Here is a 25,440-nt window from a genome sequence, read left to right on the forward strand (position 1 = left end):
AAGTAGGTCCATCTCGTGAAACATGGCAAGTACCCGCTGATCATCACCTTCCTGGTGCCACCGCTGCTGCTCTACGGCGTCTTCGTGCTGTCGCCGTACCTGCAGGCGTTCCAGATCTCCACCACCAACTGGCTCGGCTACTCCGCGCACGCCGACCCGGTCGGGATGGCCAACTTCCGGACGCTGCTGCACGACGGCCAGGTGTGGAACGCGATCAAGAACAACGCGATCATGCTCGCCGTGGTGCCGGTGCTCACCATCGGCCTCGGACTGTTCTTCGCCACCATGCTCAACATGGGCGGCCGCAAGGGACGGGCCGGGGTCACCGGCGTCCGGGGCACCTCCGTCTACCGGATGGTCTACTTCTTCCCGCAGGTGCTCTCGGTGGTGATCATCGCCCTCCTCTGGAAGGAGGTCTACCACCCCAACAACGGCCTGCTCAACGGCGCGCTGCGGGCGTTGGGCCTGCCGGCGCCGACCTGGCTCGGTGACCCGCGTACCGCCTTCTGGTGCGTGCTGGCGGTGATGGTCTGGAGCAACGTGGGGTTCTACGTGGTGCTCTTCGGCGCCGCCATGTCCGCCGTCCCGCGGGACATCTACGAGGCGGTGATGCTCGACGGGGCGTCCCGCTGGACCACCCTGCGCCGGATCACCGTGCCGCTGCTCTGGGACACCGTGCAGGTGGCCTGGATCTACCTGGCCATCGCCGCGCTGGACGGTTTCATCCTGGTCCAGCAGATGACCAACGGCGGACCCAACTTCTCGTCCGACGTGATCGGCCTGCGGATGTACGAGACGGCGTTCGGCAGCGAGAGCAAGTTCGGGTACGCCTCCGCCATCGGCGTGGTGATGCTGTTCCTGACCCTGTCGGTCGCGGTGCTGGCGCTGCGTACCGCCCGTCGCGATCGGATCGAATACTCGTGACCACGCTGGATCGGCCCACCACGACGGCGGCGGAGGAGCCCGGGGCCGCCCGCGGCCAGGATCGGCGGCTGCGCCGCGAACTGGGCGTCGCCAACCTCTTCTCGCACGGTTTCCTGCTGCTCTGGGCCGCGCTGACCGCGCTGCCGCTGCTGTGGATGTTCATCAGCTCGTTCAAGAGCGACGGTGAGATCCTCTCCGACCCCTGGGGGCTGCCGGGGGCGCTGCGCTTCGAGAACTGGTCCCGGGCCTGGACCGAGGCGCACATCGGCCGGTACTTCCTGAACAGCGGCATCGTGGTGGCCGGCTCGCTCACCCTCACCATGCTGCTCGGCGCCACGGCGGCGTACGTCTTCGCCCGGTACGAGTTCCGGGGGCGGCAGGTCGTCTACTACCTGTTCGTCGGCGGGATGATGTTCCCGGTGTTCCTCGCCCTCGTGCCGCTCTTCTTCGTGGTGCGCAACGCCGGCCTGTTCGGCAGTTGGACCGGCCTGATCCTGGTCTACGCCGCCTACTCGCTGCCCTTCACGGTCTTCTTCCTGACCGCCTTCTTCCGGACGCTCCCGACGTCCATCGCCGAGGCCGCGCTCATCGACGGCTGCGGGCACTTCCGGCTCTTCTTCCGGGTGATGCTGCCGATGGCGCGACCAGGATTGATCAGCGTGGCGATCTTCAACTTCCTCAGCCACTGGAACCAGTTCATCCTGCCGCAGGTGCTGATGCAGGGCGACGACTCCAAGTGGGTGCTGGCGCAGGGCCTCACCGCGCTCGCGGTCAGTCAGGGCTACCAGGGCGACTTCAGCGGCCTGTTCGCCGGACTGACCATCGCCACCCTGCCGGTGCTGGCGGTGTACGTCGCGTTCCAGCGGCAGATCCAGACCGGCCTCACGGCCGGGCAGCTCAAGTGAGGTGCCGGCGGCCCGTCCGGTGGTGGTTGCCACAGGCAACGGGGCAGCGCGACCGCTAAGGGCTCCTCTATCGTGGGCCGGCACCTTCACCGATTGACAGGAATCACATGTTCTTCCTCATCTACGACCTCCTGCTGCTGCTCGGCGGCATCGCGATGGTCGCCATCGGCATCGCCATCAAGGAGCAGGGCACCGGAGCCCGGATCCTCAACGTGGTCGTCGGCCTGGCCTTCTTCGCCTACGGCTTCTACCTGATGTTCCTCTTCGATGGCGACTCCTACCGGGTCTTCATCTACGTCTTCATCCTGCCGATCCTGCTGATCGTGCGCGCCGTGAAGGGCCGCAAGGAGGCCCGCGAGCAGGCCGCGGCGCACCAGTTCGCCGGCGCGCCCCAGCCCGGCCAGTTCGCCCCGTCCGCCCCGGGCCAGCCGGGCCAGGGCTGGCCGGCCCCCCAGGGCCAGCCCGCCCCCTACGGCCAGGCCCCGCACCAGCCCGGCCAGCCGGCGCCGCAGGCGCCCTACGGCCAGCCGGCCCCCCAGGGCCAGTACGGCCAGCCCCAGGCTCAGTACGGCCAGCCCCAGGCTCAGTACGGCCAGCCGCAGGGCCAGTACGGCCAGCCCCAGGGCCAGTACGGCCAGCCGCAGGCGCAGCCGGGCTACCCGAACGCCTGAACCTCGCACCGCGGCAGCGGGCCGGTCGACGCGCTGTCGACCGGCCCGCTGTTTCGTTCGGCTCCCGCCCAGCGCGCCAAGTTGGCGCGAGCCGGCGGGTCCGGCTCACGTAAGCTGACCGATTCTGACCATCGATTCGCAGAGCTTTCACGTCGCGGTCGCGGGCATCGCGTTCCCTCATCCCGGCCAAGCGCCCCGCGCCTTCCCACCGTCCGGTGGTCCCTGCGCTGCGCGCGGTCGAGCTGAGTCGTGCGTGATGTCACCGGCCGACAACGTCCCCGCGGCCATCGCGACACGGGCCGGCGGACGGTCCGGCCCGCCGCCCGCCGCCCGCCAGATCTTGGCGACTTACAGCAGCGAGCAGCAACTCGCCAAGATTCGGCGGACCTCGACGCCCGAGACGTGATTCGCGGCGTCCGAGGCGGGTCGGGCATAGCTCACGAGCCGCTAGGAACTTGATGAGGTGGGTGACTCACCTGACCTGACGACGCGGATGACTGACCGTGCCCGCCCAGGCGGCGCTGGGATGAGTCACTTAGGGCATCAAGTTGCTAGGTGCTGAGTAGAAGGCGGCCGACGGGCACGGGCCTCTCGCGCGCCATTGAGCAGAGATCGGCAACGACGCGGGTGCGCTGGTCGGGCGCGCCCAGCAGGAGCTTCCTCGTGCCGGATCATCGATGGGATGATCTCCGGTCGCCGCCCTGGTGGGCATTGGATCGGGCTCCCGCGGTCGCGGCGGGACGCTCGGGCGGTTCCCCCAGGCGCGTCACTGCCGCCGAGTAGCGGCGGAGGCCGCCGGGTGCGGGTGCAGGGCCGGGGATGAAGTGCGGGCCCAGGGGTCAGGGCGGCGGGCCCAGGGGTCAGGGCGGCGGGCCCAGGGGTCAGGGCGGCGGGACAAGGGATCAGGGCGGCGGGACAAGGGATCAGGGCGGCGGGGCCAGGGGTCTAAGGCGGCGGGGCCAGGGGGTCTAAGGCGGCGGGGCCAGGGGGCTAGGCCTGCGGGCTGACGGGAGGTCAGGCCGGCGGGACGAGCAGGGTGTGCAGGGTCGCTGGGTCGGTGACCTCGGGCAGGTCGCGGGCGGCGAGCCAGGCGGCCGCGGCGGCCCCGTCGCCGGCGCTGCGCAGTGGGGCGTCCGGCCACCGGCGGGCGAGTTCCAGGCGGACTGCGGCGGCCAGCGGGGTGTCGCCGGTGAGCAGGCCGCCGCCGAGCACCACGGGGTCGGTGGCGCCGGGCGGCCGGATGCGGGAGACGCTCTCGGCCAGCAGCGCGGCTGCCTCCGCGACCAGGGCCAGGCCGGTCGGTTCGCCGTCGCGGGCCGCCGTGGCGACCAGCGGCGCGAGCCGGGCCAGTTCCACCGGCGGTCGGCGGGTCACCGCCTGCACGACCGCGTCCGCGGTCGCGCGGGGGCGGGCGGCGACCTCGGTGGTGCCGGTCAGTTCGGCGAGGACCTGGCGGGCCAGGTCGCCGGGCGGCTGGGCCCGGTCCAGGTCGGTGAGCAGGCGGCGGACCGCCTCCCGGCCCAGCCAGAACCCCGAGCCGGCGTCGCCGAGCAGCCAGCCGTGGCCGTCGGCGGTGCGGTCGAGGCGCAGGTCGCGTACCTGGGCGGCAATGGCGCCGGTGCCGGCGATGAGCACGGTGCCATCGGGGGCCGCCGTGCCCGAGGCGTACGCCACGAGGGCGTCGCCGTGGACGGCGTAGGGGCAGCGCAGGCCGGCGTCGGCCCAGGCCCGGTCGAAGGCGGCCCGGCCCTGTGGGTCGGCGAGGAGCCGGCCGGCCCCGGCCAGCCCGATGACGCCGGCACGGACCCGGGTCGGGTCGACGTCGGCGAGCGCGGCGCGCAGCGCGGCGAGGAGTTCGGCGGCGGCCCGTTCGGCGCCGTGGCTGGTCGGGTTGCCCCCGCCGGCGCGGCCCACGCCGAGGCGTACCCCGTCGAGGGTGAGGGCGGCGGCGCGGGTGGACGTACCCCCGACGTCGAGGCCGACCACGGCGGTGTCCGACATCCCCTCATGCTGGTCGGCCGGGCTCCGGGGCGCAAGATCCGGGCTGTGCGCCAGGTAACAGTTTGAAAACTTCGCCCACGCCCTTGACACGGAGGGGCCTTCAGTAAGAACTTTTACCACTAACAGTTAACACTCTTTTCGGAAAGGCGTCCCATGGTTGATCACGAGGTGGACACCCCCGCGGGGACCGCGGTGGTCGACGCCGACGCGGTCGACCGGCGGGGTGCGGTGGCCGTCTCCTCCGATGGCGTACTGGCCCGGGTCCGGGCTGGTGCGGGGGAGCTGACGGGGGCGTTGCGCCGGGTCGCCGAGCACGTGCTCAGTGACCCGGAGGCAGCGGCCCGGGCCACCATCGTCGAGTTGGCCGAGCGTAGCGGCACCTCGCCGGCCACGATCACCCGGTTCTGCCGGGCCATGGGCTTCGAGGGCTACGCCGACCTGCGGCTCGGCATCGCGGCGGAGACCGGCCGGGCCCGCTCGGCGGGCTGGACGGTCGACATCGGCCGGGAGATCCAGCCCAGTGACCCGCTGTCCCGGGTGCTCGACCAGATCATGGCCGCCGACACCCGGGCCATGCACGACACCGCTGCGCTGCTCGACCTCGCGGAGGTGGAGCGGGCGGCCGTGGCCATCGCCGGGGCCAGCCGGGTGAACATCTTCGGCGCCAGCGGCAGTGCCCTGGTCGGCGAGGAGATGCAGTTCAGCCTGCACCGCATCGGGGTGGCCGCCTGGGCCTGGAGCGACGTGCACGAGGGGCTCGCCAGCGCCGCGCTGCTCGGCGTCGGCGACGTCGCGCTCGGCATCTCGCACACCGGGCAGACCCGGGAGACCATCGAGATGCTCGCGGAGGCGGGCAGCCGGGGGGCGACCACTGTCGCGCTGACCGGCTTCCCCCGCTCGCCGCTGGCCGAGCTGGCCGACATCGTGCTGGTCACCGCCAGCCAGGCCACCACCTTCCGGCCCGACGCGCTCTCCGCGCGGCACCCCCAGCTCGTCGTGCTCGACCTGCTCTACATCGCGGTGGCGCAGCGCACCCACGACCGCGCCCACGCGGCCTTCCGGCGTACCGCCCAGGCCGTCGACGGGCACAAGGCCGAGAAGGGGGCCACCTCATGATCAGTGCCCAGCGGTACGCGGACGCCGTCCGCCCGGTGCTCGACCGGCTGGTCGACACCCAGGCGGAGGCGGTCGACCGGGCGGCCGACGTGATCGCCGGCGGCCTGCGTGCCGGCGGGGTGCTCCAGGCGTTCGGCGCCGGCCACTCCGAGGCGTTCGCCGCCGAGTTGGTGGCCCGGGCCGGCGGCCTGGTCCCGACCAACCGACTCTCCCTGCACGACCTCGTGCTGCACGGCGACGCGCCCCGCGACGTGCTCGCCGACCCCAAGCTGGAACGCGACCCGGCCGTGGCGCACCAGCTCTACGCCCTGGCGGCGCCGCAGCCGGAGGACGTCTTCGTGGTCGCCTCCCAGTCCGGCATCAACGGCTCGGTGGTCGAGCTGGCGACGCTGGTCCGGGAACACGGCCACCCCCTGATCGCGGTCACCTCGGTCGAGCACACCGCACGGGTCGCCCCGCGGCACCCGTCCGGCCACCGGCTCGCCGACCTCGCCGACGTCGTGCTGGACAACGGCGCGCCGTACGGTGACGCACTGCTGCCGCTCGAGGGCGGCGGCGCGGTCTGTGCGGTCTCGTCGGTCACCGCGGCGCTGCTGGCGCAGCTGCTGACCGCCGAGGTCGTGCGACGGTTCCACCAGGCCGGAGAGGTACCCCCTATCTACCTCTCCGCCAACGTCCCCGGTGGGGACGAGCACAACCTCGCCCTCGAGTCGCGGTACGCCGGGCGCCTCCGGCGGACCGCCTGACCCGACACCACAAGGAGAGACAAAGATGTCGGTTACCCCCGAGAATCTCGGCGACCTCAGCCGCCGGACCCTGCTCCAGCGTGCCGCCGCGGCGGGCCTCCTCGCCGTCCCGGCGATGGGCGTGCTCAGCGCCTGCGCCGGCAGCGAGCCGGAGAAGTCCGACACCGGCGGCGGTGCCAAGAGCAAGGACAACCCGTTCGGTGTGAAGGACGGCAGCGCCGTCAAGGTGGTCGTCTTCAACGGCGGTCTGGGCGACCAGTGGGCCAAGGAAGACAAGGTCATCTTCAGCGCCAAGCACCCGAACGTCACGGTCAACATGTCTTCGACCCAGAAGATCAAGACCGAAGAGCAGCCGAAGATGGCGACGCAGCCGAGTGACCTGGTCATGAACTCGGGCGCCGACATGATGGACCGCAGCACGCTGATCAACGAGGGCGCCATCGAGCCGCTCGACGACCTGCTCACCGCGCCCGCCTGGGACAGCGAGGGCACCGTGGCGGACTCGCTGCTGCCGGGCACGGTCACCGACGGCACCCAGAACGGCAAGTTCTACGTCGTGAACGTGGCGTACACGGTGTGGGGCAACTGGTACAACGCGGCGCTGTTCAAGAAGGAGGGTTGGCAGGCGCCGACCACCTGGGAGGAGTTCTTCGCGCTGGCGCCGAAGATCAAGAACAAGGGTATGGCGCCGTACGTGCACGACGCCGTGCACGGCTACTACCCGCGCTGGGCGCTCATGGCGAGCATCTGGAAGACCGCCGGCAAGCAGGTCGTCGTCGACATCGACAACCTGAAGGAGAACGCCTGGAAGGCCGACGGCGTGGTCAAGGCGCTGGAGCCGTGGGAGAAGCTGGTCAAGGACAAGCTGCTCCTCCCGGGCAAGCTCGACCACACCCAGTCGCAGCAGGCGTTCCTCGACGGCAAGGCGGCGTTCATCCAGGTCGGCACGTGGCTGAAGAACGAGATGGCCGCCACCATCCCGCCGGGCTTCGAGCTGACCCTGTCCGACTACTGGCACAACGCGGACGACAAGACGCCGAAGGACGTGTTCGCCTCGTCCGGTGAGGGCTTCGTCGTGCCGAGCAAGGCCCCGAACAAGGAGGCCGCGAAGGAGTTCCTGCGGGCGATGCTGTCCAAGGCCGGCTCGGCCAAGTTCGCCGAGCTGACCAAGTCGCTGGCCTCCACCAAGGGCTCCGGCGACAACGTGCAGGACACCGCGCTGGCCAGCGCCAACGCCCTCATGAAGAACGGCGGCAGCGAGCTCATCTCGGTCAAGTTCCAGGACTTCTACGCGGACCTGGACAAGGAGAGCCAGAACCTCTCCGAGGAGCTGATGGCCGGCCGGCTCACCGCGCAGCAGTTCGTCGACAAGATGCAGGCGGCCGCCGACAAGGTCGCCAAGGACTCGTCGATCAAGAAGCAGACCCGCACCGCCTGATCCGACGGAGAGAGTGAGTCCTATGCGGCACGGAGTCGCGCGTTTCGTCACGGGCTTCCTGGCCCTGCCCGTCGCGCTGTACCTGTTCTACGTGGTGTGGCCGTTCGTGCAGGCGGCGGGATATTCGCTGACCGACTGGGGTGGGTACTCGAACTCCCAGCGCTTCGTCGGGCTGGACAACTACGTCCGGCTGCTCTCCGACGAACTGATCCGGAAGGCGTTCTGGCACAACGTTTTCTTCCTGGTCACCGTGCCGCTGTTCACCATCGCGCTGGCCCTGTTCCTCGCGTTCCTGCTCAACGTGGGCGGACGCGAGGACAGGGCCGGCATCCGCGGGGTGTTCGGCTCCGCCCTCTACAAGGTCATCTTCTTCTTCCCGCAGGTGCTGTCGCTGGTGGTCATCGCCGTCATGTGGCAGCAGATCTACCGGACCGACAGCCAGGGCCTGATCAACGGCCTGCTCATCAAGATCGGGCTGGTCGACGCCGACAACCCGATCGCCTTCACCGCCGACCCGGAGCCGTTCCTCGGCATCCCCGCGGTGCTGTGGTGGCTGCTGCTCATCGCGGTGTGGAGCGGCGCCGGCTTCTACATGGTGCTCTTCTCCGCGGCCATGCAGTCGATCCCGAAGGACATCTACGAGGCGGCGATCCTGGACGGGGCGGGCCGTTTCGACACGTTCTTCCGGGTCACCCTGCCGCTGCTCCGGGACACCATCTCGGTGGCCTGGGTCTACCTGGGCTTCATCGCCCTGGACATGTACGCCCTGGTCTTCGTCATGACGCCGAGCCAGGGCGGCCCGAACCACGCGAGCGAGATCTTCGCTTCGGTGATCCAGTTCAACGCGTTCCAGAAGGGCCAGTTCGGCTACGCCTGCGCGATCGCCGTGGCGCTGGCCATCTTCACCATCCTGCTGGCCGCCGTCCAGCTGAGGATCACCCGTCGTGAGCGGATCGAGTTCTGAGGAGGCCTGGACGATGAGCACGGTGACCCACACCTCCGACCAGAAGCGACCCGGCGCGGCGCCGCCGGCCGGTCCGGCAGCGGACCGCCGGGAGCGAGCCGCGGGCGGCATCGGCGGCCGGATATTCAACGGCTTCTCACACCTGTTCCTGGTGGTGTGGGCCGTGATGGTGATCTACCCGCTGCTGTGGGTGGTGATGTCCGCGCTGAAGACCGACTCGGAGGTGATCCGCGAGCCGCTGTCGCTGCTCCCCGAGTCGCTGCAGTGGGACAACTTCGCCCGGGCCTGGTCGGCCGGGATCGACAGCTTCTTCCTGAACACGCTGCTCGTGCTCGTGTTCAGCGTGACCCTGACGATGCTGCTGGGCTCGATGGCGGCGTACGCGCTGGCCCGCTACGAGTTCCGGGGCAACCGGCTCATCTACTGGATGTTCCTGTCCGGGCTGACCCTGCCGATCTACCTCGCCGCGGTGCCGCTGTTCAAGGGCGTCTACAACATGAACGTGGTGTTCCCGTTGCTGGGCCCGAACAAGCACCTCACGCTGATCCTGGTCTACGTGGCCTGGTCGCTGTCGTTCACGGTCTTCTTCATGCACTCGTTCTTCCGGACGCTGCCCGATTCGATCGCCGAGGCGGCCATGGTCGACGGCGCCTCGCACACCCGGACGTTCTTCAGCGTGATGCTGCCGATGGCCAAGCCCGGCCTGATCAGCATCGGCATCTTCAACGTGCTCGGCCAGTGGAACCAGTGGTACCTGCCGACCCTGCTCATGCAGTCGGTGTCCGGTGAGCCGAAGCACCAGGTGATCGCCCAGGGGCTGATCGAGCTGTCGGTCAACCAGGGCTACAAGTCCGACTGGTCCGGCCTGTTCGCCGGGGTCACCATGGCGATGCTGCCGGTCCTGATCGTGTACATCGTGTTCCAGCGCCAGGTGCAGTCCGGCCTGACGGCGGGCGTCAGCAAGTAACCCACCCGGGTTAGGAAGGGCCCCTTCTTATACGCCAGGCGTTAAGAAGGGGCCCTTCCTTGCGCCCGGGGTGTCGGTGGGGGCGGGCAGAATCGCGTCCGTGCCGGTGGCGGTGGTGGCGGACGAGCGGGGCGGCGGTGTGCTGCAACCGCTCGACGACGCTGGGCGCCCGACCGGCCCGGCCGAGCCGGTGGCCGACCTGGCCGCCGCGGTGGCCGCCCGGGAGGCCGCCGACCGGCCCCGCTGGGTGTGGGCCACCGGCGCGACGCTCTACCCGGCGCTGCTGCGCGCCGGCGTCCGGCTGGACCGGTGCCACGACGTCGAGCTGACCGAGGCGCTGCTGCTGGGCCACGCCGGCCGCTGGGGCGAGCCGCGGTCGCTCGCCGCGGCGTGGGCGCGGCTCACCGGGGCGCCGGTCCCGCCGGACCCGGCGCCCCGCCCGCCGGAGCCGCCCGGCCACGGCCAGGGTGCGCTCTTCGACGCGCCGTCCGGCCCGCCCGGTCCGGGCATCGCGGCGTTGACCAGGGTGTACGCGGACCAGCTCGCCCGGGTCGCGCGGACCGGGCACCCCGGCCGGTTCCGGCTGCTGGTGGCCGCCGAGTCGGCGGGCGCGCTGATCGCCGCCGAGATGGGGGTGGCCGGCCTGCCCTGGCGCGCCGACGTGCACGACGCGATCCTGGCCGACCTGCTGGGCGAGGCGTCCCCGGTCGGCGGGCCGCCCCGCCGGCTGGCCGAGCTGGCCGCGCGGATCGCCGAGGCGTTCGGCGTCCGCCAGCTGCACGCCGACTCCCCGGCCGAGCTGCTGAAGGCGTTCGCGCGGGCCGGCGTGGAGCTGCCGAACACCCGGGCCTGGTCGCTGCGCGGGGTGGAGCACCCGGCGGTGCCGCTGGTCCTGGAATACAAGGAGCTCTACCGGATCTGGACGGCGCACGGCTGGGCCTGGCGCGACGCCTGGGTCTCCGGCGGCCGCTTCCACCCGGAGTACGTGCCCGGCGGCGTGGTCTCCGGCCGCTGGGCCACGCGGGGCGGCGGGGCGTTGCAGATCCCGAAGGTGATCCGGCGTGCCGTGGTGGCCGACCCGGGCTGGACGTTCGTGGTGGCCGACGCGGGCCAGCTCGAACCGCGGGTGCTCGCCGCGGTCTCCGGCGACGAGCGGCTGGCCGCCGCCGGCGGCGCCGGTGACCTCTACGCGGCGCTCGCCCGGGACGCGTTCGCCGGTGACCGGGCCCGGGCCAAGGTGGCCCTGCTCGGCGCCATGTACGGGCAGACCGGCGGCGCCGCGCTGCCCGCCCTGGCGGTGCTGAAGAAGAACTACCCGACCGCGTTCGGCCACGTCGAGGCGGCGGCCCGCACCGGCGAGGCGGGCGGGCTGGTCCGGTCGTGGCTGGGGCGCACCTGCCCCCCGGCCGGGTCGGTCGGCTTCGGCGACGGCGACGAGGCGGTGGTCGACGCCGGGGCGGATCCGCAGAGCCCCCGGGCCCGGGCGGCCCGCTCGCGGGGGCGGTTCACCCGCAACTTCGTCATCCAGGCCACCGCCGCCGAGTGGGCGTCCACGCTGCTGGCCACGCTCCGCACCGAGCTGGCCGGCACCCGGGCCGAGCTGGTCTTCTTTCAGCATGACGAGGTGATCGTGCACTGCCCGGCCGAGACGGCCGAGGCGGTCGTCGCGGCGGTCACCGAGGCCGGTGCGCGGGCCACCCGGCTGCTCTTCGGCGAGACCCCGGTCCGCTTCCCGCTCGACCTCTCCGTCGTGAACTGCTACGCCGACGCGGCATAGACAGGCAATTTTCCGATTTGCCCCGCTACCCGGTCCCCGGCACGCTCGTTGGGCCCGGTGTGCGTACGACGGGACGGACCGGGCGCTGCTGCCTCCGGCCCGTCCCCCAGGTCGAGGGGGCACCGCTGAACCGGATCGCAGGAATGATCATCGCCGCTGGTGGGGGCCGCCGGATCGGCGGACCCGAGGCGCTGCTGCACCAGGGGGAGAAGCCCCTGGTCAGCCGAATGATCGACACGCTGGCCGAGGCGGGCTGCGTGGAGGTCGTCGTCGTGCTGGGCGCGGCAGCGGACCAGGTGCGGCAGACCACCGACCTGGCCGCGGCCACGGTCGTGGTCAACCGGGCCTGGGGGACCGGGGTCGGCTCCTCGATCCGGGCCGGGCTGGCCGCGTTGACCGACGAGACCATCGAGGCCGTCGTCGTGGTGCCCGTGGACATGCCCGGGCTCACGGCCGCGGCGGTCCGCCGGGTCGCCGCCCTGCCGTACCCGGACGTGCTGGTCTGCGCCACCTACGACGGGCTGCGCGGCTACCCGATGCTGTTCGGCCGCCGGCACTGGTCCGGCATCGCCACCCTGGCCAGCGCCGACGTGGGCGCCCGGCCGTACCTGCTGGCGCACAAGGACCAGATCGTCGACATCGCCTGCGACTCGGTGGCCGACGGCAGCCGGATCGACAGCCCGGAACTGATGGCCCTCTACGGCCTCAACATCCCGGAACAGCGGGTCGCGTCCGAGGTGGGCTGAGTATCCGTACGGATGTGCCGGGTGGGCGGCGCGACCAGACTCGGGGCCATGCGTCGATTCGCCACCGCCCTGCTGTGCCTGGCCGTGCTCGTCGGCTGCGCCAGGCCGGGCCAGCTGCCCGCGTCGGACGGCGGCCCCGCCCCCGACACCGGCTGGACCACGTACCAGGCTGACGTCACCGCCGTCCGGGTCGGTGCCGACCCGCGCTCGCTCACGCTGACCGTGGCGCTCCTCGCGGACGCAGACGGGTGCTCCCGGAATCCGCGGATCACCTACCTGACCGAGGAGAACAATCGCGTCTACGCCAACGTGGTGCAGGACTCGCGCCTGTCGGGGGTGGTCGGCGGCTGCCCCACCCACACGCCGGGTGAGGTGACGTTGACGACGCCGGGGCCGATCGCCGACCGGATCGTCGTGCTGAACCAGGAGCCGTGGAAGCGCGACGGCGCGGAGTACCGCCGCTGCGACGCGACCTTCGGCTGCGATCCGATGCCGACGGACCACTGTGACCCGGCCTGGATCAGCGTCGCGGTCCGGGGGATGGACGTGTCCCGGCACTCCGTCGGCTCGCCGGAACGCTGCGACGGCACGTGGCTGGTCATGACGGTGCCGTTCGATCCGGTGCCGTGCGGGGCCGAGGCGCGGCCGGGCTGCGACGCCTCGGTCACCGTGCGCCGCTACTTCCTGCGGTGGGCCGGCGAACGCGGCTGGGCCACGATCGCCACCTCGACCGAGGCCGGCTGCGGCCGGGTCCGCACGGCCGAGCCGGCCTTCCCGAGGAAGCTCTGCGCCGACCTGCCCACGCCGTGACCGCCGGCGGAGCTTCGCCCGATCTGTCCGTCCGGGTGGTCCACCGAGCTCCGCCGGGTGCCAGGATGCGGGAATGCCGTATGACGAGGACCTCGCGAACCGGGTACGGGAACTGCTCGGGCGGGAGCCCGGGCTCGCCGAGAAGCGCATGTTCGGCGGCCTGGCGATGATGGTGAACGGCAACATGGCGGTGGTCGTCCGCGGTGCCGGCGGCCTCATGGTCCGCGTGGACCCGGCGGAGTCCGAACGGCTGGAGGCGGAGCCCGGCGCCCAGGCGACGGAAATGCGGGGGTGGCCGATGCGGGGCTGGATCACGGTGGATCCCTCGGCCTGCGCAGGTGACGCCGACCTGGCCCGGTGGGTCGATCGCGGCGTCCGCTTCGCGGGAACCCTGCCGGCGAAGTAGGCCGCGCCTAGGGCCGGCCGCCGGACGGCCGCTCGAGACCGAGCCGGTCGGCGAGGTCGCCCGCCACCGCCGCCAGCGCCGCCGGCACCGGTCGCCGGGTGACCAGGAAAAGGGTGAAGCGGCCCGGCACCGGCGCCGGAGCGACCTGCTCGTCCGGGGCCGCGTACGCGAGCGCGAGCCCACGCGGCAGGACGACCGGGCAGCCGAGCAGCCGGCCCATCCGGACCGCCGTCTCGCCCGTGGCCGCCGGCTTCGGGCGGGCGCCCAGTGCGGAGAGCCGCCGGTGCAGGGCGTCCGCGGACGCGTCGTAGCTGTGCGCCACCACGTCGAGGCCGGCGAACGGCCGGCGCCCGGGTCCGAGCCGTACCCCGGGCGGGGTGAGCAGGGCCAGCCGGTCGGCGGCCACGGGCGCCGCGACGGCCGTGGCCGGCAGCCGCATCTGGTTGGCGACCGTGACGAAGGCGGCGTCGAGCGAGCCCTCGCCGACCCACTCGACCAGGCGGTCACCGTGGTCGGTGACCTGGTGCACCGTCGCGCCCCGGAGCAGGTCCACGAGGGCGGGGAACAGCCACGCGGCCAGGCTCGGGAAGGTGCCGGCGCTCAGCACCTCCCCGCGCGCCGCCGCGCGGGTCCGGTCGAAGATGCCCTCCAGGTGATCCAGCACGTGGGCCGCCTCCGCGGCCAGCGCCCGGCCGGCCGGGGTCGGTCGCGCCCCGGTGGTGTCCCGGTCGAAGAGCCGCTCGCCGATCCGCCGCTCCAGCGCTGCCAGCCGGCTGCTCGCGGCCGGCTGGCTGATCCGCATCTCGCGGCCCGCCGCGCCCAGGGAGCCGTGCCGCGCCAGCGCCGCCACGAGCCGCAGGTCCTCGACCGTGGGTAGGGAGCTCATAGGCCCAGATTATGAGCCGAGCCGCCCTTTCACCAGCTACCGGCGGCCGGGACGGGGCCACATCATCGAACCCGTGGACATCCGCCGGGACATCGCCGCCATGCTCACCGCCACCTTCGTCACCTGGCTGGGCCAGCGCACCACCGCCGTCGCGCTGCCCCTGGTCGCGCTCGCCGAGACCGGTTCCGCCTGGACCACCGGCCTGGTCGGCGGTGCGGTCGGGTTGCCGATGCTCACCTCGGCGTGGTGGGCGCGCGGCCTCCGCCAGCGGCTGACCACCGGGCGGGCCCTCGCCGGGGTGCTCGCGATCCAGGTGCTCGGCCTGCTCGTGATCCCGGTCGGCGCGATGGTCGGCACGGTCGGTCCGCTGCACCTGACCGCCGCCGGGCTGATCACCGGGGCCGCCACCACGCTGAGCGGCCCGGGCCAGCGGGCGCTGCTCGCCGACATCTGCGAGGGCGCCGACGTCGCCACGCGCATGCTGGCCTGGCAGGACTTCGCGCACCGCAGCACGATGATCCTCGCGCCGCCGCTGGCCGGCTGGGCGGTCACCGTCGGCGGGCCGCTGCGGCTGCTCTGGGCGGAGGCGGCCGGCGTCGCCCTCGGCGCGATCCTGCTGCTGGCCGTCCGCGGCAGCGCCGCGCCCGCCGCCGAGGGCACCGCCGGGGCACCAGCCCTGCGGCACGTGCTGGCCCGACACCCCGAGGTACGCCGTGCCGTGACCATGGCCGGCGTCGGCGGCCTCACCTGGTTCGCCTTCACCCTCGGGCTCGCCATCCTCGGCGCCGAGACGGGCCGGCCCGGGCTGCTCGTCTCGGCCGGCATGACCGGCTACGGCGCCGGCTCGCTCGCCGGTGCGCTGGTCGCGCCCGCGCTCGTACCCCGGCTGCCGCCGCTGGCCACGATGGCGGCCGGCTGGATCGCGCTCGGCGCGACCTTCGCGGCGCTGCCCCTGGTCACCGCGTCGCTCCCGCTCATCGCGGTCGTGGCCGCCGTGGGCGGCCTGGCCATGCCGCTGGGCATCGGCGCCGTCAACCGCCTGATCACCACCCGCACCGAGGGCGCGGAACGACGGGCCGCCTTCGCCGTGGAGAGCCTGGTGCACGACGGCGCCGTCTCGATCGGCCTGCTCGGCGGCGGGGCGGTGATCGGCCTGGCCGGCGCCGGCCCGACGCTGGTCGTGGCGGGCGCCGCCCAGGTCGCCGTCGGGCTCCTCGCCGGGCCCTGGCTGCTCCCGGTCTCCGCTCCGGCCCGCCCCCCGGCCCGATCCCTCGACCGGGCGCCCGGCTGACCCCGCTCTGCTCCGCGCCTCGTCAGGGGCGGGTGCTGTCCCGGCGGACGACGGACCACGAGGCCCGCCGGGGGTCCGGTTCCCGCCCGAGCGCCACCTGCGCGCACGCCGCGCCCTGCTCGCGCAGTGACTGCGCGACCGTCGTCAGCCGCAGCTGTGCCGCGACCGCGGCGTCATCCCACCCGGTCACCGCCACCTCGTCGGGGACGACCCGACCGGCCGCGCGGGCCGCCCGGATCACGCCGGCAGCCTGCTGGTCGCTCATCGCCGCGATCGCGTCGGGCGGCTCGGGGGAGGCCAGCAGGGTCGCGGCGATCCGCTCGGCCTCGCCCGCGTCGTTGCGGGCGCACACCCCGACGACGACGTCGCCCCAGGCGATGCCGGCGTCCTCGGCCGCCTGCCGGTAGCCCTCCAGCCGCTCGCGGGTCACCGGAAACAGGACGTCGCGGATGTCCCCGCCACCGGTGATCGTGCTGACCCGGTCCCGGGACAGCGGGAAGCTCACCAGCGCCGGACGCCTCGCGCCCGCGAACGCCACCGCGCCCACCGCACGCGCGGCCGCGCGGTTGTCGATGCTCACCAGTCCCAGCCCGCGCACCGCAGGTCCACCGTGGACCACCGCGGGGCGCTTGGTCGCGCGGACGGCCGCCAGGATCGGATCATCGTCGGCGGTGGTCCAGACGATGAACCCGTCGACGGCGGCGTCCGTGATGCGGGGGAGGTCGTCGGCGGCGCCCGTGACCGGCAGGATGGTCATGCCGTAACCGCGGCCCGCGCAGACGTCGGCGATCCCCGCCAGGAAGGACGCCGCCTCCGGATCCTCGAACGCGTAACTCAGGTGCTCGCCCATCACCACGCCGACCGTGCGGGTGCTGCCGCGGCGCAGCGACCGGGCGCTCGGGTCGGGCCCGGCGTATCCCAGCGCGTCCGCGGCGGCGAGCACCTTCGACCGGGCCCGCTGCGACACCCGCTCCGGTCGGTTGTACGTGTAGGAGGCGGTCATGACCGACACGCCGGCCAGTTCGGCCACCTGCGCGAGGGTCACCCGCTTCGAGCCGCCGGGCGCTTCCACGATGCCACCCTAACCGGCCGCGTGTATCGTTACACAACATGACGCGGACACCGGTCGCCTCGCCACGACGTCTCACCGTCTCGGCATACGTGGCGTTCGCCGCCTTCGGCTCGTTCTGGGGAGTCTGGGGCGCCTCCGTGCCGCGGATCCAGCAGCAGGCCGGCATCGGGGCGGGCCAGCTCGGCTTCGCGCTGCTGTTCGTGGGCGCCGGCGCCCTCCCGGCCATGCTGCTGGCGGGCAGGGCGCTCGATCGATGGGGCCTGCGGGTCGCGGCCGTGCTCATCGGCGCCCTCGGCGGTGTCGGCGCCGGGTTGGCCCTGACCGCAGTGAACCTGACGAGTCTCTGCGCCGGGTTGGCCCTCGTCGGCGCCACCAGCGGAGCGGCCGACGTGTCGATGAACGCGGTCGCCGGTCGGGCCGAGAAGATCGCGGGCCGGCCCGTCATCACCCGCGCCCACGGCGTCTTCTCCAGCCTGGTGGTTCTCGCCAGCCTGGCCACCGGCCTGGCGTCCGGCGCGTCGCTGCCGCTCGGGCTCCCGTTCCTCGCCGTCGCCGCGCTCGCGCTGGCGGCCGGCGCCGCCCTGTTCACCACGCTGCCCGCCGGGGCCGTGGCCGAGGCGCGCGATTCCGTGGGGGCGGCGGACCCCGCCCCGAGCGGTCGGTGGAGGGTGCTGCCGTTCCTGCTCATCGGGGTGCTGGGCGCGCTCGCGTTCGCCAGCGAGAACGCGCACCAGAGTTGGAGCGCGGTCTTCGTCCACGACGAACTCCAGGCAGGTGTGGGGCTGAGCGCCGTCGCACCCGCCCTCTTCGCCGGCACGGTCGCGATCACGCGGTTCGCCGCCGGAGGCCTCAAGGCCGCCCACGCTCCCGCCGTTCTGCTCGTCGGCGCCTCGGCCGCCGCGGCCGGCACCGCGCTCGTCGCCGCCGCGCCCACTCTGGTCGTCGCCGGGCTGGGGCTGGCGTCAGCCGCCGCCGGGACCGCGGTGCTGTTCCCGACCCTCATCGGGCTCGTGTCGCGCCACGTCGACGAGTCCCACCGGGGCCGCGCGACGGCCGTCGTCACGACCGTGTCCTACCTCGGGTTCCTCGTCGGTCCCGGGTACGTCGGACTCTGGGCCGAAGCGGTGGGACTGCGCGGCGCCATGGCCGCCGTCGCGGGCCTCGCGGCCGGCCTGTTCCTCCTGACGCCGGCAGTGCTGCGCCTCAGCGGCATGGGCCGACCCGCGCGACCCCGTGTGGTGAAGGACGCCGAGCAGGCGGCGGCCCGGCAGCCGTCGGCGCGGGGAGCGTGACCGCCTCCGTCGAGGGGTTCAGCCCAGGCCGAACAGGGCGGCCGCGTTGCCCCAGCAGACCGCCCGCAGCCAGTCGTCGCCCAGGTCGAGCCGGGCCAGCGCGTCGAGCTGCTCCGCGTACGGGTAGGGGATGTTCGGGAAGTCGCTGCCGAGCAGCACCTTGCCGGCCAGCCCCAGCTCCCGCAGCCGCGGCAGCTCCGCCGCCGGGAACGGCACGAACCGGTCGAAGAACGAGGTGAACGCCATCGTCGTGTCCAACCGCACGTGCCGGTACCGCTCGGCCAGGTCCAGGAAGGCCGCATAGTCCGGCGCGCCGAGGTGGGCCACGACCGCGGCCAGCCCGGGGTGCCGGGCCAGCAGCGCGGCGAACGACGCCGGACCGGTGTGCGCCGTGCCGACCGGGGCGTGCCCGGCGTGCACCACCACCGGCACGCCGGCCTCGGCCAGCAGCCCCCACACGTCGTCCAGCGCCGGGTCGGTCGGCGCGAAGCCGCCCACCTGGACGTGCACCTTGAACACCCGGGCGCCGGCCGCGAGGGCGTCCGCCACGTAGCGCGCGGCCGCCGCCTCCGGGAAGAAGGTCGCCGAGGGCAGACAACCCGGGGTACGCGCCGCGAAGTCCAACGTCCAGCTGTTCAGCGACTCGGCCATGCCGGGCCGGTGCGGGTACGCCAGCGCGCTGAACACCCGCACGCCGAGCCGGCGCAGGTGCGCCACCCGCGCCTCGTCGTCCCACCGGTACCGGATCGGCCACTCGGTGCCGACTAGCGGCCCGGCCGCGTCGAAGTACGCCCACACCTTGCGCAGCATCCGGGGCGGCAGGAAGTGGGTGTGCACGTCGGCGAGCCCGGGCAACCCGAGCCGCCCCCAGAACTCCGGCACCGCCGCGTCCTGCGCCGGCGGCCGGCTGTGGTCCGCCGGCCCCGTGCCATCGTCAAGCAGGTCCGTCACACCTCGATGTTGAAGCGGTGCAGCACCGAGGGCGCGACCAGCCCCACCGCGGCCAGCACGGAGAGCACGGTCAGCGCCGCGCGCAGCACGATCGTCTCGGCCTTGCTGCCGGTGCGCAGCGCGATGCCGTTGGGCAGCCCGACCATCGTCCACATCCGCCGCTTGATCGGGATGGGCCAGAGGATCGGCACCCCCGCCTTGGTGATCATGTCGCCGAGGATGTGCACGAAGCAGCCCACCCCGACCGCCGTGCCGATGAGGGGATAACCACGGTCGCCGGGCAGGTTGGCGAAGGTGAACCAGGCTGCGGCCGCCGACAACAGGGTGACGACCACCCAGCCGGCCCGCTCGGCCCACTCGTCGAAGAGCCCGCGCAGCGCCAGACCGATCATGAAGAAGAGGATGCTGACCACCGCCCACTTGCCGTACGCGGCGCAGAGCGCGGTGGTGCCCCAACCGACCAGCAGCGTGAACGGGATGGTGTGGGTCAGCGTCCGGTGCCCGTTGTTGCGGCGCGGGTCCCTGCTCAGCTTGGTCGTGTAGTAGACGCCCAGCGAGATCTTCTCCATCACCTCGGCGATGAAGAGGCTGAACACGCCGAAGGTCCGGGCCACCGTGGCGCCACCCTGGTTGCGGGTCACCTTGCCGGACAGGTCGAGGTCGGGGAAGAGCGCCCCGCCCGCGCAGACCGCGGTGCCGACCGCCAGTGCGAGCGGCGTCTGGTGGTAGTCGGCGAACTGGTCCAGCGCCCAGGAGCCGGTCAGCCACACCGCCGCGCCGGACAGCGCGTGGGATGGTCCCATCATCTCGGCTCGCCCTCCCCAGAGATCTTGATCGACAAAACTACGCCACTGTAGTTAGCCATCGGGTCGCGGGGCATCACCCGGACGGTCCACTGGGGAGAGGGTCCCGGGACGGCCGGCGGGCGCCGCCGGATCACCAGGAAGTATGTCGTTCCGGCCGCGCGGGGCCGGGGCATCTGTCGGTGATGAGACGTCGGGGTTGTCAGCCGGCCGCGTGGGTGGCCCGGCCCGACCGGAAGCTGTCCCGGATCAGCGCGAGCTGCCCGGCCGCGGCGGACCAGTCGGCGTCGGAGGTGGTCCACCCGAGCGTCCATCCGCCGGCGTCGCCGGGCAGCACCCGCAGCGTGTGCATCCGCTCCCCGTACGGGGCGGCCCAGCGGCACTCCCATTCTGCGCCGCCGCCGGCGGCCATCAGCCGCACCCTCTGGTAGCCGGGCAGCCGGCCGTCGGTGGTCAGCTCCCGCTCGGCCGTCCGCAACTGGCCCAGCGGATCACCACCCGGGTAGGGCTCGACGCCGAGGATCCGCCGGGTGGCGGGGTCTTGGAAGCACGTGGTGCTGCCGGACCTCAGCTCAAGCCAACCGGCCGGTACCGCGACCCGGAAGCCGGCGGAGTCGGCGTACCAGATCCAGCCGGCCGGGAGGTTGAGCGCCGCGTCGGCGGGCGGCGAGCCGGCCCGCACGGGGTTGCCCGCGGCGTCGGGCCGGATGCACGGGAACGGCGGCGGGGGAACGCCGGGCGGCGGGCCGGGAGGGTGCCCCCACGGTTCGCCCGGCGCCTCGCCGCGTGGGTTGCCGGTCTGCGGCCCGTCGTGGTCGTCGGTGACCGCGAGTGCGGTGCCGATCCCCGTCGCCACGGCGAGCGCGGCGGCCGCCGCCGCCAGGGCCCCGCGCCGCATCGCCGCCCGGCGCCGCCGGCTCGGGTACTTCCCGCTCCCGCCCGGGGCTGGCGCGCCGTCCACCGCGTCGCCGCCGGCGGGGGTGCCGCCCGCACCGCCGGTGGGGCCGGGCGTGCCGGTCGCCCCGCCGGTGTGCGCCGGCTCGCCGGGCGCGCCCGCGCCGGGCCGTGCCGGGCTGTCCGGGGAGCCGAGGTGGCGCGCGGCCAGCGGCAGCGTGTCGCCGCCGTGCGGTCCGGCCGGCGGCGCCCACTCGCTGCGGCGCGCGGCCCGGCTCCACTCGCGGGCGGCGGCGGCCGGCGGCATCACGTCCGGGTAGCCGCGCTCCGGCGGTGGCACGGCGGTCGCGCCGCCGCTGTCCCAGCCCGGCCCGGCGGCCGTGCGGGACGTGCCGTCGCCGGCCCGGCCCGGTCCGCGGGCGGGTGGTGCGGGCGCGGCGCCGGCGACCGGCCAGCCGGGCACGTCGACGGTCGGCGCGGTGGCGGCGGCCAGCAGGCGGGCCGCGTCGTCGGGGCCGAGCCGGTGCCGAGGATCGCGGCGCAGCAGACCGACCAGCACCGGCGCCAGCGGGCCGGCGTGCGGCGCCGGGTCCGGTGGCTGGCTGGCCAGCGCGGCCAGCGTGGCCATGGCGGTGCTGCGGGCGTACGGGGACCGGCCCTCCACGGCCGCGTGCAGGGTGGCGCCCAGCGACCAGAGGTCGGCCTCGACGCTGGACACTCCCTCGGCGGCCCGCTCCTGGGCCACGTACTGGGGTGAGCCGAGGACCAAGCCGGGGCGAGTCATCATCCCGTCGCCGCCGTCGAAGACCGCCAGCCCGAAGTCGGTGAGCAGCACCCGGCCGTCACTGGCCAGCAGCACGTTGGCGGGCTTCACGTCCCGGTGCAGCACGCCCGCCTCGTGCGCGGCGCGCAGCGCGGCCAGCACCGCCAGCCCGATCCCGGCGGCCCGGCGCGGGTCCACCGGCCCGTCCGAGTCGATGATCTCCTGCAGCGACCGGGACGGGACGTACTCCATCACCAGCCACGGGTCGCCGTCGACCCGGACCACGTCATAGACCCGGACCACGTTGGGGTGGCTGAGCCGGGCGGTCGCGCGCGCCTCGCGCAGGGTCCGGCCGCGCACCTCGTCGCGTTCGTGCGCGGCGAGCCAGCCCGGTGGCACCACCTGCTTCACCGCCACCTCGCGGTGCAGCATCTCGTCCCGGGCCCGCCAGACCCGACCCATCCCGCCGCGTCCGACCAGGTCGAGCAGGCGGTACCGGCCGGCGATCACTACCTGCTGCACCGCACTCCTCACCGCTGGTCGATGTCCACAATAACCAACGGATCGGACAACACCTATCCCCGGAGGGCGGCCCGCTCAGCTCGCGGCGCCGGCCAGCAGATTCCCCTCCGGGATGGCGATGGCGGGGCGACCACCGGCCAGCAGCGCCGACGCCCGGCGGGCCTGGAACGCGCCGTGTTCCCGCCGGGCGGCGGCGTAGCTGCCGGCGGTCCGGGCGGCGATGGCGGACCAGGCGTAGCGTTCGCCGACCACGGTGCGGGCCCGGCGGGCCACCCGGCGGGCGAAGACCTCGTCGCCGAGCAGCCGGTCGACCGCGCCGGCCAGCGCGTCCGGGTCGCCGTGCGGGAAGGTCACCCCGGTCACCCCGGGTTCGACGATCTCGGCCAGGCCGCCGGTCTCCGCCACCGCGAGGGGCGCGCCCGCGGCGGCCGCCTCCAGGGCGATCATGCCGAACGGCTCGTAGAGGCTGGGGACGACCGTCGCGTCGGTGGCGGCCAGGACGGCCGGGAGCTGGGTGGCGTCCAGGAAACCGGCGAACCGGACCGTCTCGGCGAGGTGCAGCCGGTGCGCCTGGTCGACCAGCTCGTCCCGGTACGGGCCGTCGCCGGCGATCACCACCCGCAGGCCGGGGTGCCGGTCCCGCAGGTACGGCACGGCGTGCACCAGGTGCTGGACGCCCTTCTCGTACACCAGCCGGCCGGCGTACCCGACCAGCGGACCGTCGGCGGCGAACCGGGCGCGGGCGGCGGACACGGCCCGGGGGCGGGCGTGCCAGGCCCGGTCGTCCACCCCGTTGGGGACCACTTCGATCCGCCCGGCCGGCACGTCGAACAGCCGCCCCACCTGGTCGCGCATGTAGCCGGAGCAGGCGATCACCCGGGTCGAGGCGTTGCTCAGCCAGTGCTCGACGCCGTGGATGGTGCGGTTCATCTCCTCGGGCAGCCAGCCCTGGTGCCGGCCGGCCTCGGTGGCGTGGATGGTGGTGACCAGCGGCAGGTCCAGGTGCTCGGCCAGGGTGACGGCGGTGTGCGCGACCAGCCAGTCGTGGGCGTGGATGACGTCGTAGTCGCCGGACTCGGCGGCGCGCAGCGCGGCCCGGGTGAGGGTGTGGTTGAACGCCATGGTCCAGGCCAAAAGCGATCCGGTGGCCAGCGGGAACCGGACCGGGTCCTCGGCGGCCCGCAGGACGCGCACGCCCTCGGCGTACTCCTCCAGGGGGGCGCCCTCGGCGTGCCGGGTGACGACGGTGACCTCGTGGCCGGCGGCGGCCAGGGCGACGGAGAGCGCGTGCACGTGGCGGCCGAGGCCACCGACGAGCACGGGTGGGTACTCCCAGGAGAGGATCAGCACCCGCTGGCGCCGGGCGGGCTGGATGTCGATCACGTCGGCGTCAGCGGACATGCGGCCCCCTTTGAGTTGTGGTTCCCGCACCCGCCCGAGCGCACCGCGTCGGGCGCGTCGTGGGGTCGCAGCCCATCCTGCCCAGCGGTCGATAACCAGCGGCGACGCGCCGGTTGCCGGTGTGTAAAGCGTCAGCCGCGAAGGCGCCGGACGCGCAGCAGCTCGGCCACCGACCACGCCTGGAACGGGCAGCCCGTGGCGGCGTGCGGGGCGAGCCCGTCGGCGGTCTCGCTCACCGAGCCCAGGCCGTACTCGGTCAGGTGGCCCTCCAGGCCCACCAGCAGGTCGTCGGTGGGCAGGCCGGCCCGGCGGTACGCGTCGACGAACGGCCCGACCAGCCAGGGCCAGACCGTGCCCTGGTGGTAGCCGGAGTCCCGCTCGGCCGGGCCGCCCCGGTGCCGGCCCACGAAGCCGGGGGAGTCGGGGGCGAGGCTGCGTGGCCCGAGCGGGGTGAACAGCCCCTCGGTGACCCGGCGCAGGGTGGCCTCGTCCGGTTCGAGGGGCGCGTACGGCAGCGACCAGGCGAGCAGCTGGTTGGGGCGGAGCAGGTCGTCGTCGTGGTGCGGCGCCCCGCCGAGCGGGTACGCGGGCGCCGGCGCGTCGACCACGTCGTGCAGCCAGCCGGCCGGCGTGGGGAAGCGCTCCCGGAACGCGGCGGCGGCCCGCGCGTGGTGCGCCCGGAGCGCCCCGGCGTCCCGGCCGGTCAGCTCGGCCAGCTCGGCGAGACCGGCCAGTCCGTTCACCCAGAGCGCGTTGACCTCGACCGGCTTGCCGGTGCGCGGGGTGACCGGCACCCCGTAGACGCGGGCGTCCATCCAGGTGAGCGCGACGTCCGGCGGCCCGCCCTGGGTGAGCAGCCCGTCGGCCGGATCGACACCGATGCCGTAGCGGGTGCCCGCCACGTGCGCGGCCACCACGGCCTCCAGCGCCGGCAGCAGCTCCACGGCGAGGTCGGTGTCCCCGGTGAGGGTGACGTGCCGGTGCACCGCGTGCAGGAACCACAGCGTCGCGTCGACGGTGTTGTGCTCCACCCGCCCGGTGTCGGCGGTGTTGGCGAGCATCCCCTCCGACAGCGTGGCCGCGTACGCCCGCAGCAGCTCCCGACCCTCGTCGCCGCGGTTGGTGCGGAGGAAGAGCCCCTCGTAGGAGGTCATCGTGTCCCGCGACCAGGCCCCGAACCAGGGATAGCCGGCCACCACGTCCGGGCCGGTGGCGGTGTGCACCACGAAGGCGTCGGCGGCCAGCGCGAGGGTCGCCTCGACGTCGTCGTCCGGCTTCGCGGCGGCCACCACGGCACGGTGGCGCCGCCGGGCCGCCTCGACCAGCGCGGTGGGCGGCGGGGGCTCCTCGGCCAGGTCGTCCGCCCAGGCCAGCACGGACACCTCGGCGCCCGGCTCGTCGAGGGCGCCGGAGAAGCGGCCCGCGTACCAGAGGTCCTCGTCGGGGTGCAGCCCGCGCGCCGCCTCCTCCCGGTGGCGCACGCCGAGCCACCACTGCCCCTCGGGGGTCCAGCCCGGCCCGGCCAGCCGGTACGCGCCCTCCACCACGGCGCCGCCGGCCACCTCCTCCAGCCGCGGGGTCGGGCCGTCGGCCCGCCGCTCGCCGTGCGCGTCGCGCCAGGTGCACGCCGCCGCCAGGTCCAGCCGGACCGGGCCGCCGGACACCAGCCGGTGGACCACCGCCACGCAGGACCGGCCGTACGCCATGGCGATCTCCCGCTCGATCACCACGTCGCCGATCCGCCAGCGCCAGCGGGGCACCCCGTCGGTCAGGTCGAAGCGCTCCAGCAGCTCGAAGCCGCGCGGGTCGACCACACCCGAGGACCACTCGTGCGCGCCGAGCCGCACCTGCCGCCCGGACGGCAGGGTCACCGCCGGGTCGAGGCTGACCAGGCCGACCTTGCGGGCGGCCGGCGTCTCCCCGGCCACCACGAGCAGCCCGTGGTAGCGCCGGGTGCGCAGCCCGGCGACCGTGCCCATGGCGTAGCCGCCCCGCCCGTCGGTGACCAGCCACTCCCGCGTCGACGAGGTGGACAGCTCCCCGCAGACCTGCGGACCGAAGCGAATCTCGATCAACTTTCCTCCACCACCGGCG

General features: G+C 73.9%; 22 protein-coding genes. 14 read left to right on the plus strand and 8 right to left on the minus strand.

Annotated elements, in window-relative coordinates:
* Positions 1-15: 15 nt before the first annotated feature.
* The 3 genes from RMN56_RS22290 to RMN56_RS22300 all read left to right on the plus strand — a co-directional run bounded on the left by RMN56_RS22290 (position 16) and on the right by RMN56_RS22300 (position 2,500).
* Positions 16-924: a carbohydrate ABC transporter permease gene (locus RMN56_RS22290; RefSeq protein ID WP_313719463.1), complete on the plus strand. Its 909-nt coding sequence runs from the start codon at positions 16-18 to the stop codon at positions 922-924.
* Positions 921-1,829, plus strand: a complete 909-nt coding sequence (locus RMN56_RS22295) for a carbohydrate ABC transporter permease (RefSeq protein ID WP_313719464.1) — start codon at positions 921-923, stop codon at positions 1,827-1,829. The genes RMN56_RS22290 and RMN56_RS22295 overlap by 4 nt, the downstream gene beginning before the upstream one ends.
* A gap of 107 nt (positions 1,830-1,936) precedes the next feature.
* Positions 1,937-2,500 carry a hypothetical protein gene (locus tag RMN56_RS22300; RefSeq protein ID WP_313719466.1) on the plus strand — a complete coding sequence of 188 codons (564 nt, stop codon included), beginning with the start codon at positions 1,937-1,939 and terminating at the stop codon, positions 2,498-2,500.
* A 1,014-nt stretch (positions 2,501-3,514) separates the two neighbouring features.
* Here RMN56_RS22300 and RMN56_RS22305 read toward each other — a convergent pair.
* Complete coding sequence (locus RMN56_RS22305; protein WP_313719468.1) at positions 3,515-4,501, minus strand: N-acetylglucosamine kinase; 987 nt, start codon at positions 4,499-4,501, stop codon at positions 3,515-3,517.
* A 153-nt stretch (positions 4,502-4,654) separates the two neighbouring features.
* On the opposite strand from RMN56_RS22305, the gene RMN56_RS22310 reads away from it, so the two are divergent.
* The 9 genes from RMN56_RS22310 to RMN56_RS22350 all read left to right on the plus strand — a co-directional run bounded on the left by RMN56_RS22310 (position 4,655) and on the right by RMN56_RS22350 (position 13,471).
* On the plus strand, positions 4,655-5,617 hold the full coding sequence (locus tag RMN56_RS22310) for a MurR/RpiR family transcriptional regulator (RefSeq protein WP_313719470.1): 963 nt from the start codon (positions 4,655-4,657) through the stop codon (positions 5,615-5,617).
* On the plus strand, positions 5,614-6,363 hold the full coding sequence (locus tag RMN56_RS22315) for a sugar isomerase domain-containing protein (RefSeq protein ID WP_313719472.1): 750 nt from the start codon (positions 5,614-5,616) through the stop codon (positions 6,361-6,363). The genes RMN56_RS22310 and RMN56_RS22315 overlap by 4 nt, the downstream gene beginning before the upstream one ends.
* Before the next feature lie 25 nt (positions 6,364-6,388).
* Positions 6,389-7,801, plus strand: coding sequence for an N-acetylglucosamine/diacetylchitobiose ABC transporter substrate-binding protein (gene ngcE / locus RMN56_RS22320; protein ID WP_313719473.1), 1,413 nt, complete (start codon positions 6,389-6,391; stop codon positions 7,799-7,801).
* 22 nt (positions 7,802-7,823) lie between these two features.
* Positions 7,824-8,765 (plus strand): carbohydrate ABC transporter permease, encoded by a 942-nt coding sequence (locus RMN56_RS22325; protein ID WP_313719474.1) that lies wholly within the window; start codon positions 7,824-7,826, stop codon positions 8,763-8,765.
* A 166-nt stretch (positions 8,766-8,931) separates the two neighbouring features.
* Positions 8,932-9,732, plus strand: coding sequence for a carbohydrate ABC transporter permease (locus RMN56_RS22330; protein WP_313724832.1), 801 nt, complete (start codon positions 8,932-8,934; stop codon positions 9,730-9,732).
* A gap of 70 nt (positions 9,733-9,802) precedes the next feature.
* Positions 9,803-11,509, plus strand: coding sequence for a bifunctional 3'-5' exonuclease/DNA polymerase (locus RMN56_RS22335; RefSeq protein WP_313719475.1), 1,707 nt, complete (start codon positions 9,803-9,805; stop codon positions 11,507-11,509).
* A 143-nt stretch (positions 11,510-11,652) separates the two neighbouring features.
* Positions 11,653-12,255, plus strand: a complete 603-nt coding sequence (locus RMN56_RS22340) for a nucleotidyltransferase family protein (protein ID WP_313719476.1) — start codon at positions 11,653-11,655, stop codon at positions 12,253-12,255.
* Positions 12,256-12,303: 48 nt separating this feature from the next.
* A complete protein-coding gene (locus RMN56_RS22345; protein ID WP_313719477.1) occupies positions 12,304-13,065 on the plus strand; it encodes a hypothetical protein in 762 nt (253 codons plus the stop codon).
* Between the two features lie 73 nt (positions 13,066-13,138).
* Complete coding sequence (locus RMN56_RS22350) at positions 13,139-13,471, plus strand: TfoX/Sxy family protein (protein ID WP_313719478.1); 333 nt, start codon at positions 13,139-13,141, stop codon at positions 13,469-13,471.
* 7 nt (positions 13,472-13,478) lie between these two features.
* Here RMN56_RS22350 and RMN56_RS22355 read toward each other — a convergent pair whose 3' ends face one another.
* Positions 13,479-14,357 (minus strand): LysR family transcriptional regulator, encoded by an 879-nt coding sequence (locus RMN56_RS22355; RefSeq protein WP_313719479.1) that lies wholly within the window; start codon positions 14,355-14,357, stop codon positions 13,479-13,481.
* Between the two features lie 73 nt (positions 14,358-14,430).
* Between RMN56_RS22355 and RMN56_RS22360 the strand changes: the two genes are divergently transcribed.
* On the plus strand, positions 14,431-15,648 hold the full coding sequence (locus RMN56_RS22360) for an MFS transporter (RefSeq protein WP_313719480.1): 1,218 nt from the start codon (positions 14,431-14,433) through the stop codon (positions 15,646-15,648).
* 22 nt (positions 15,649-15,670) lie between these two features.
* Here the strand turns inward: RMN56_RS22360 and RMN56_RS22365 are convergent, their stop codons facing one another.
* Entirely contained in the window at positions 15,671-16,720 is a 1,050-nt protein-coding gene (locus tag RMN56_RS22365) for a LacI family DNA-binding transcriptional regulator (RefSeq protein ID WP_313719481.1), read from the minus strand.
* Between the two features lie 38 nt (positions 16,721-16,758).
* Between RMN56_RS22365 and RMN56_RS22370 the strand changes: the two genes are divergently transcribed.
* On the plus strand, positions 16,759-18,012 hold the full coding sequence (locus tag RMN56_RS22370) for an MFS transporter (RefSeq protein WP_313719482.1): 1,254 nt from the start codon (positions 16,759-16,761) through the stop codon (positions 18,010-18,012).
* An 18-nt stretch (positions 18,013-18,030) separates the two neighbouring features.
* On the opposite strand, the gene RMN56_RS22375 is transcribed toward RMN56_RS22370, so the two are convergent.
* The 5 genes from RMN56_RS22375 to RMN56_RS22395 form a co-directional block, all read right to left on the minus strand.
* The gene (locus RMN56_RS22375) at positions 18,031-18,954 is read right to left on the minus strand and encodes an amidohydrolase family protein (protein ID WP_313724833.1); all 924 of its coding nucleotides are present in this window, start codon (positions 18,952-18,954) and stop codon (positions 18,031-18,033) included.
* A gap of 5 nt (positions 18,955-18,959) precedes the next feature.
* A complete protein-coding gene (locus RMN56_RS22380) occupies positions 18,960-19,769 on the minus strand; it encodes a metal-dependent hydrolase (RefSeq protein WP_313719483.1) in 810 nt (269 codons plus the stop codon).
* Between the two features lie 199 nt (positions 19,770-19,968).
* Positions 19,969-21,945 (minus strand): serine/threonine-protein kinase, encoded by a 1,977-nt coding sequence (locus tag RMN56_RS22385; RefSeq protein WP_313719484.1) that lies wholly within the window; start codon positions 21,943-21,945, stop codon positions 19,969-19,971.
* A gap of 75 nt (positions 21,946-22,020) precedes the next feature.
* Positions 22,021-23,346: a glycosyltransferase family 4 protein gene (locus tag RMN56_RS22390; protein WP_313719485.1), complete on the minus strand. Its 1,326-nt coding sequence runs from the start codon at positions 23,344-23,346 to the stop codon at positions 22,021-22,023.
* Positions 23,347-23,477: 131 nt separating this feature from the next.
* Positions 23,478-25,421, minus strand: coding sequence for an amylo-alpha-1,6-glucosidase (locus RMN56_RS22395; protein WP_313719486.1), 1,944 nt, complete (start codon positions 25,419-25,421; stop codon positions 23,478-23,480).
* Positions 25,422-25,440 lie beyond the last annotated feature (19 nt).

The organism is Micromonospora halotolerans (genome assembly GCF_032108445.1).
Lineage (GTDB): Bacteria > Actinomycetota > Actinomycetes > Mycobacteriales > Micromonosporaceae > Micromonospora > Micromonospora halotolerans.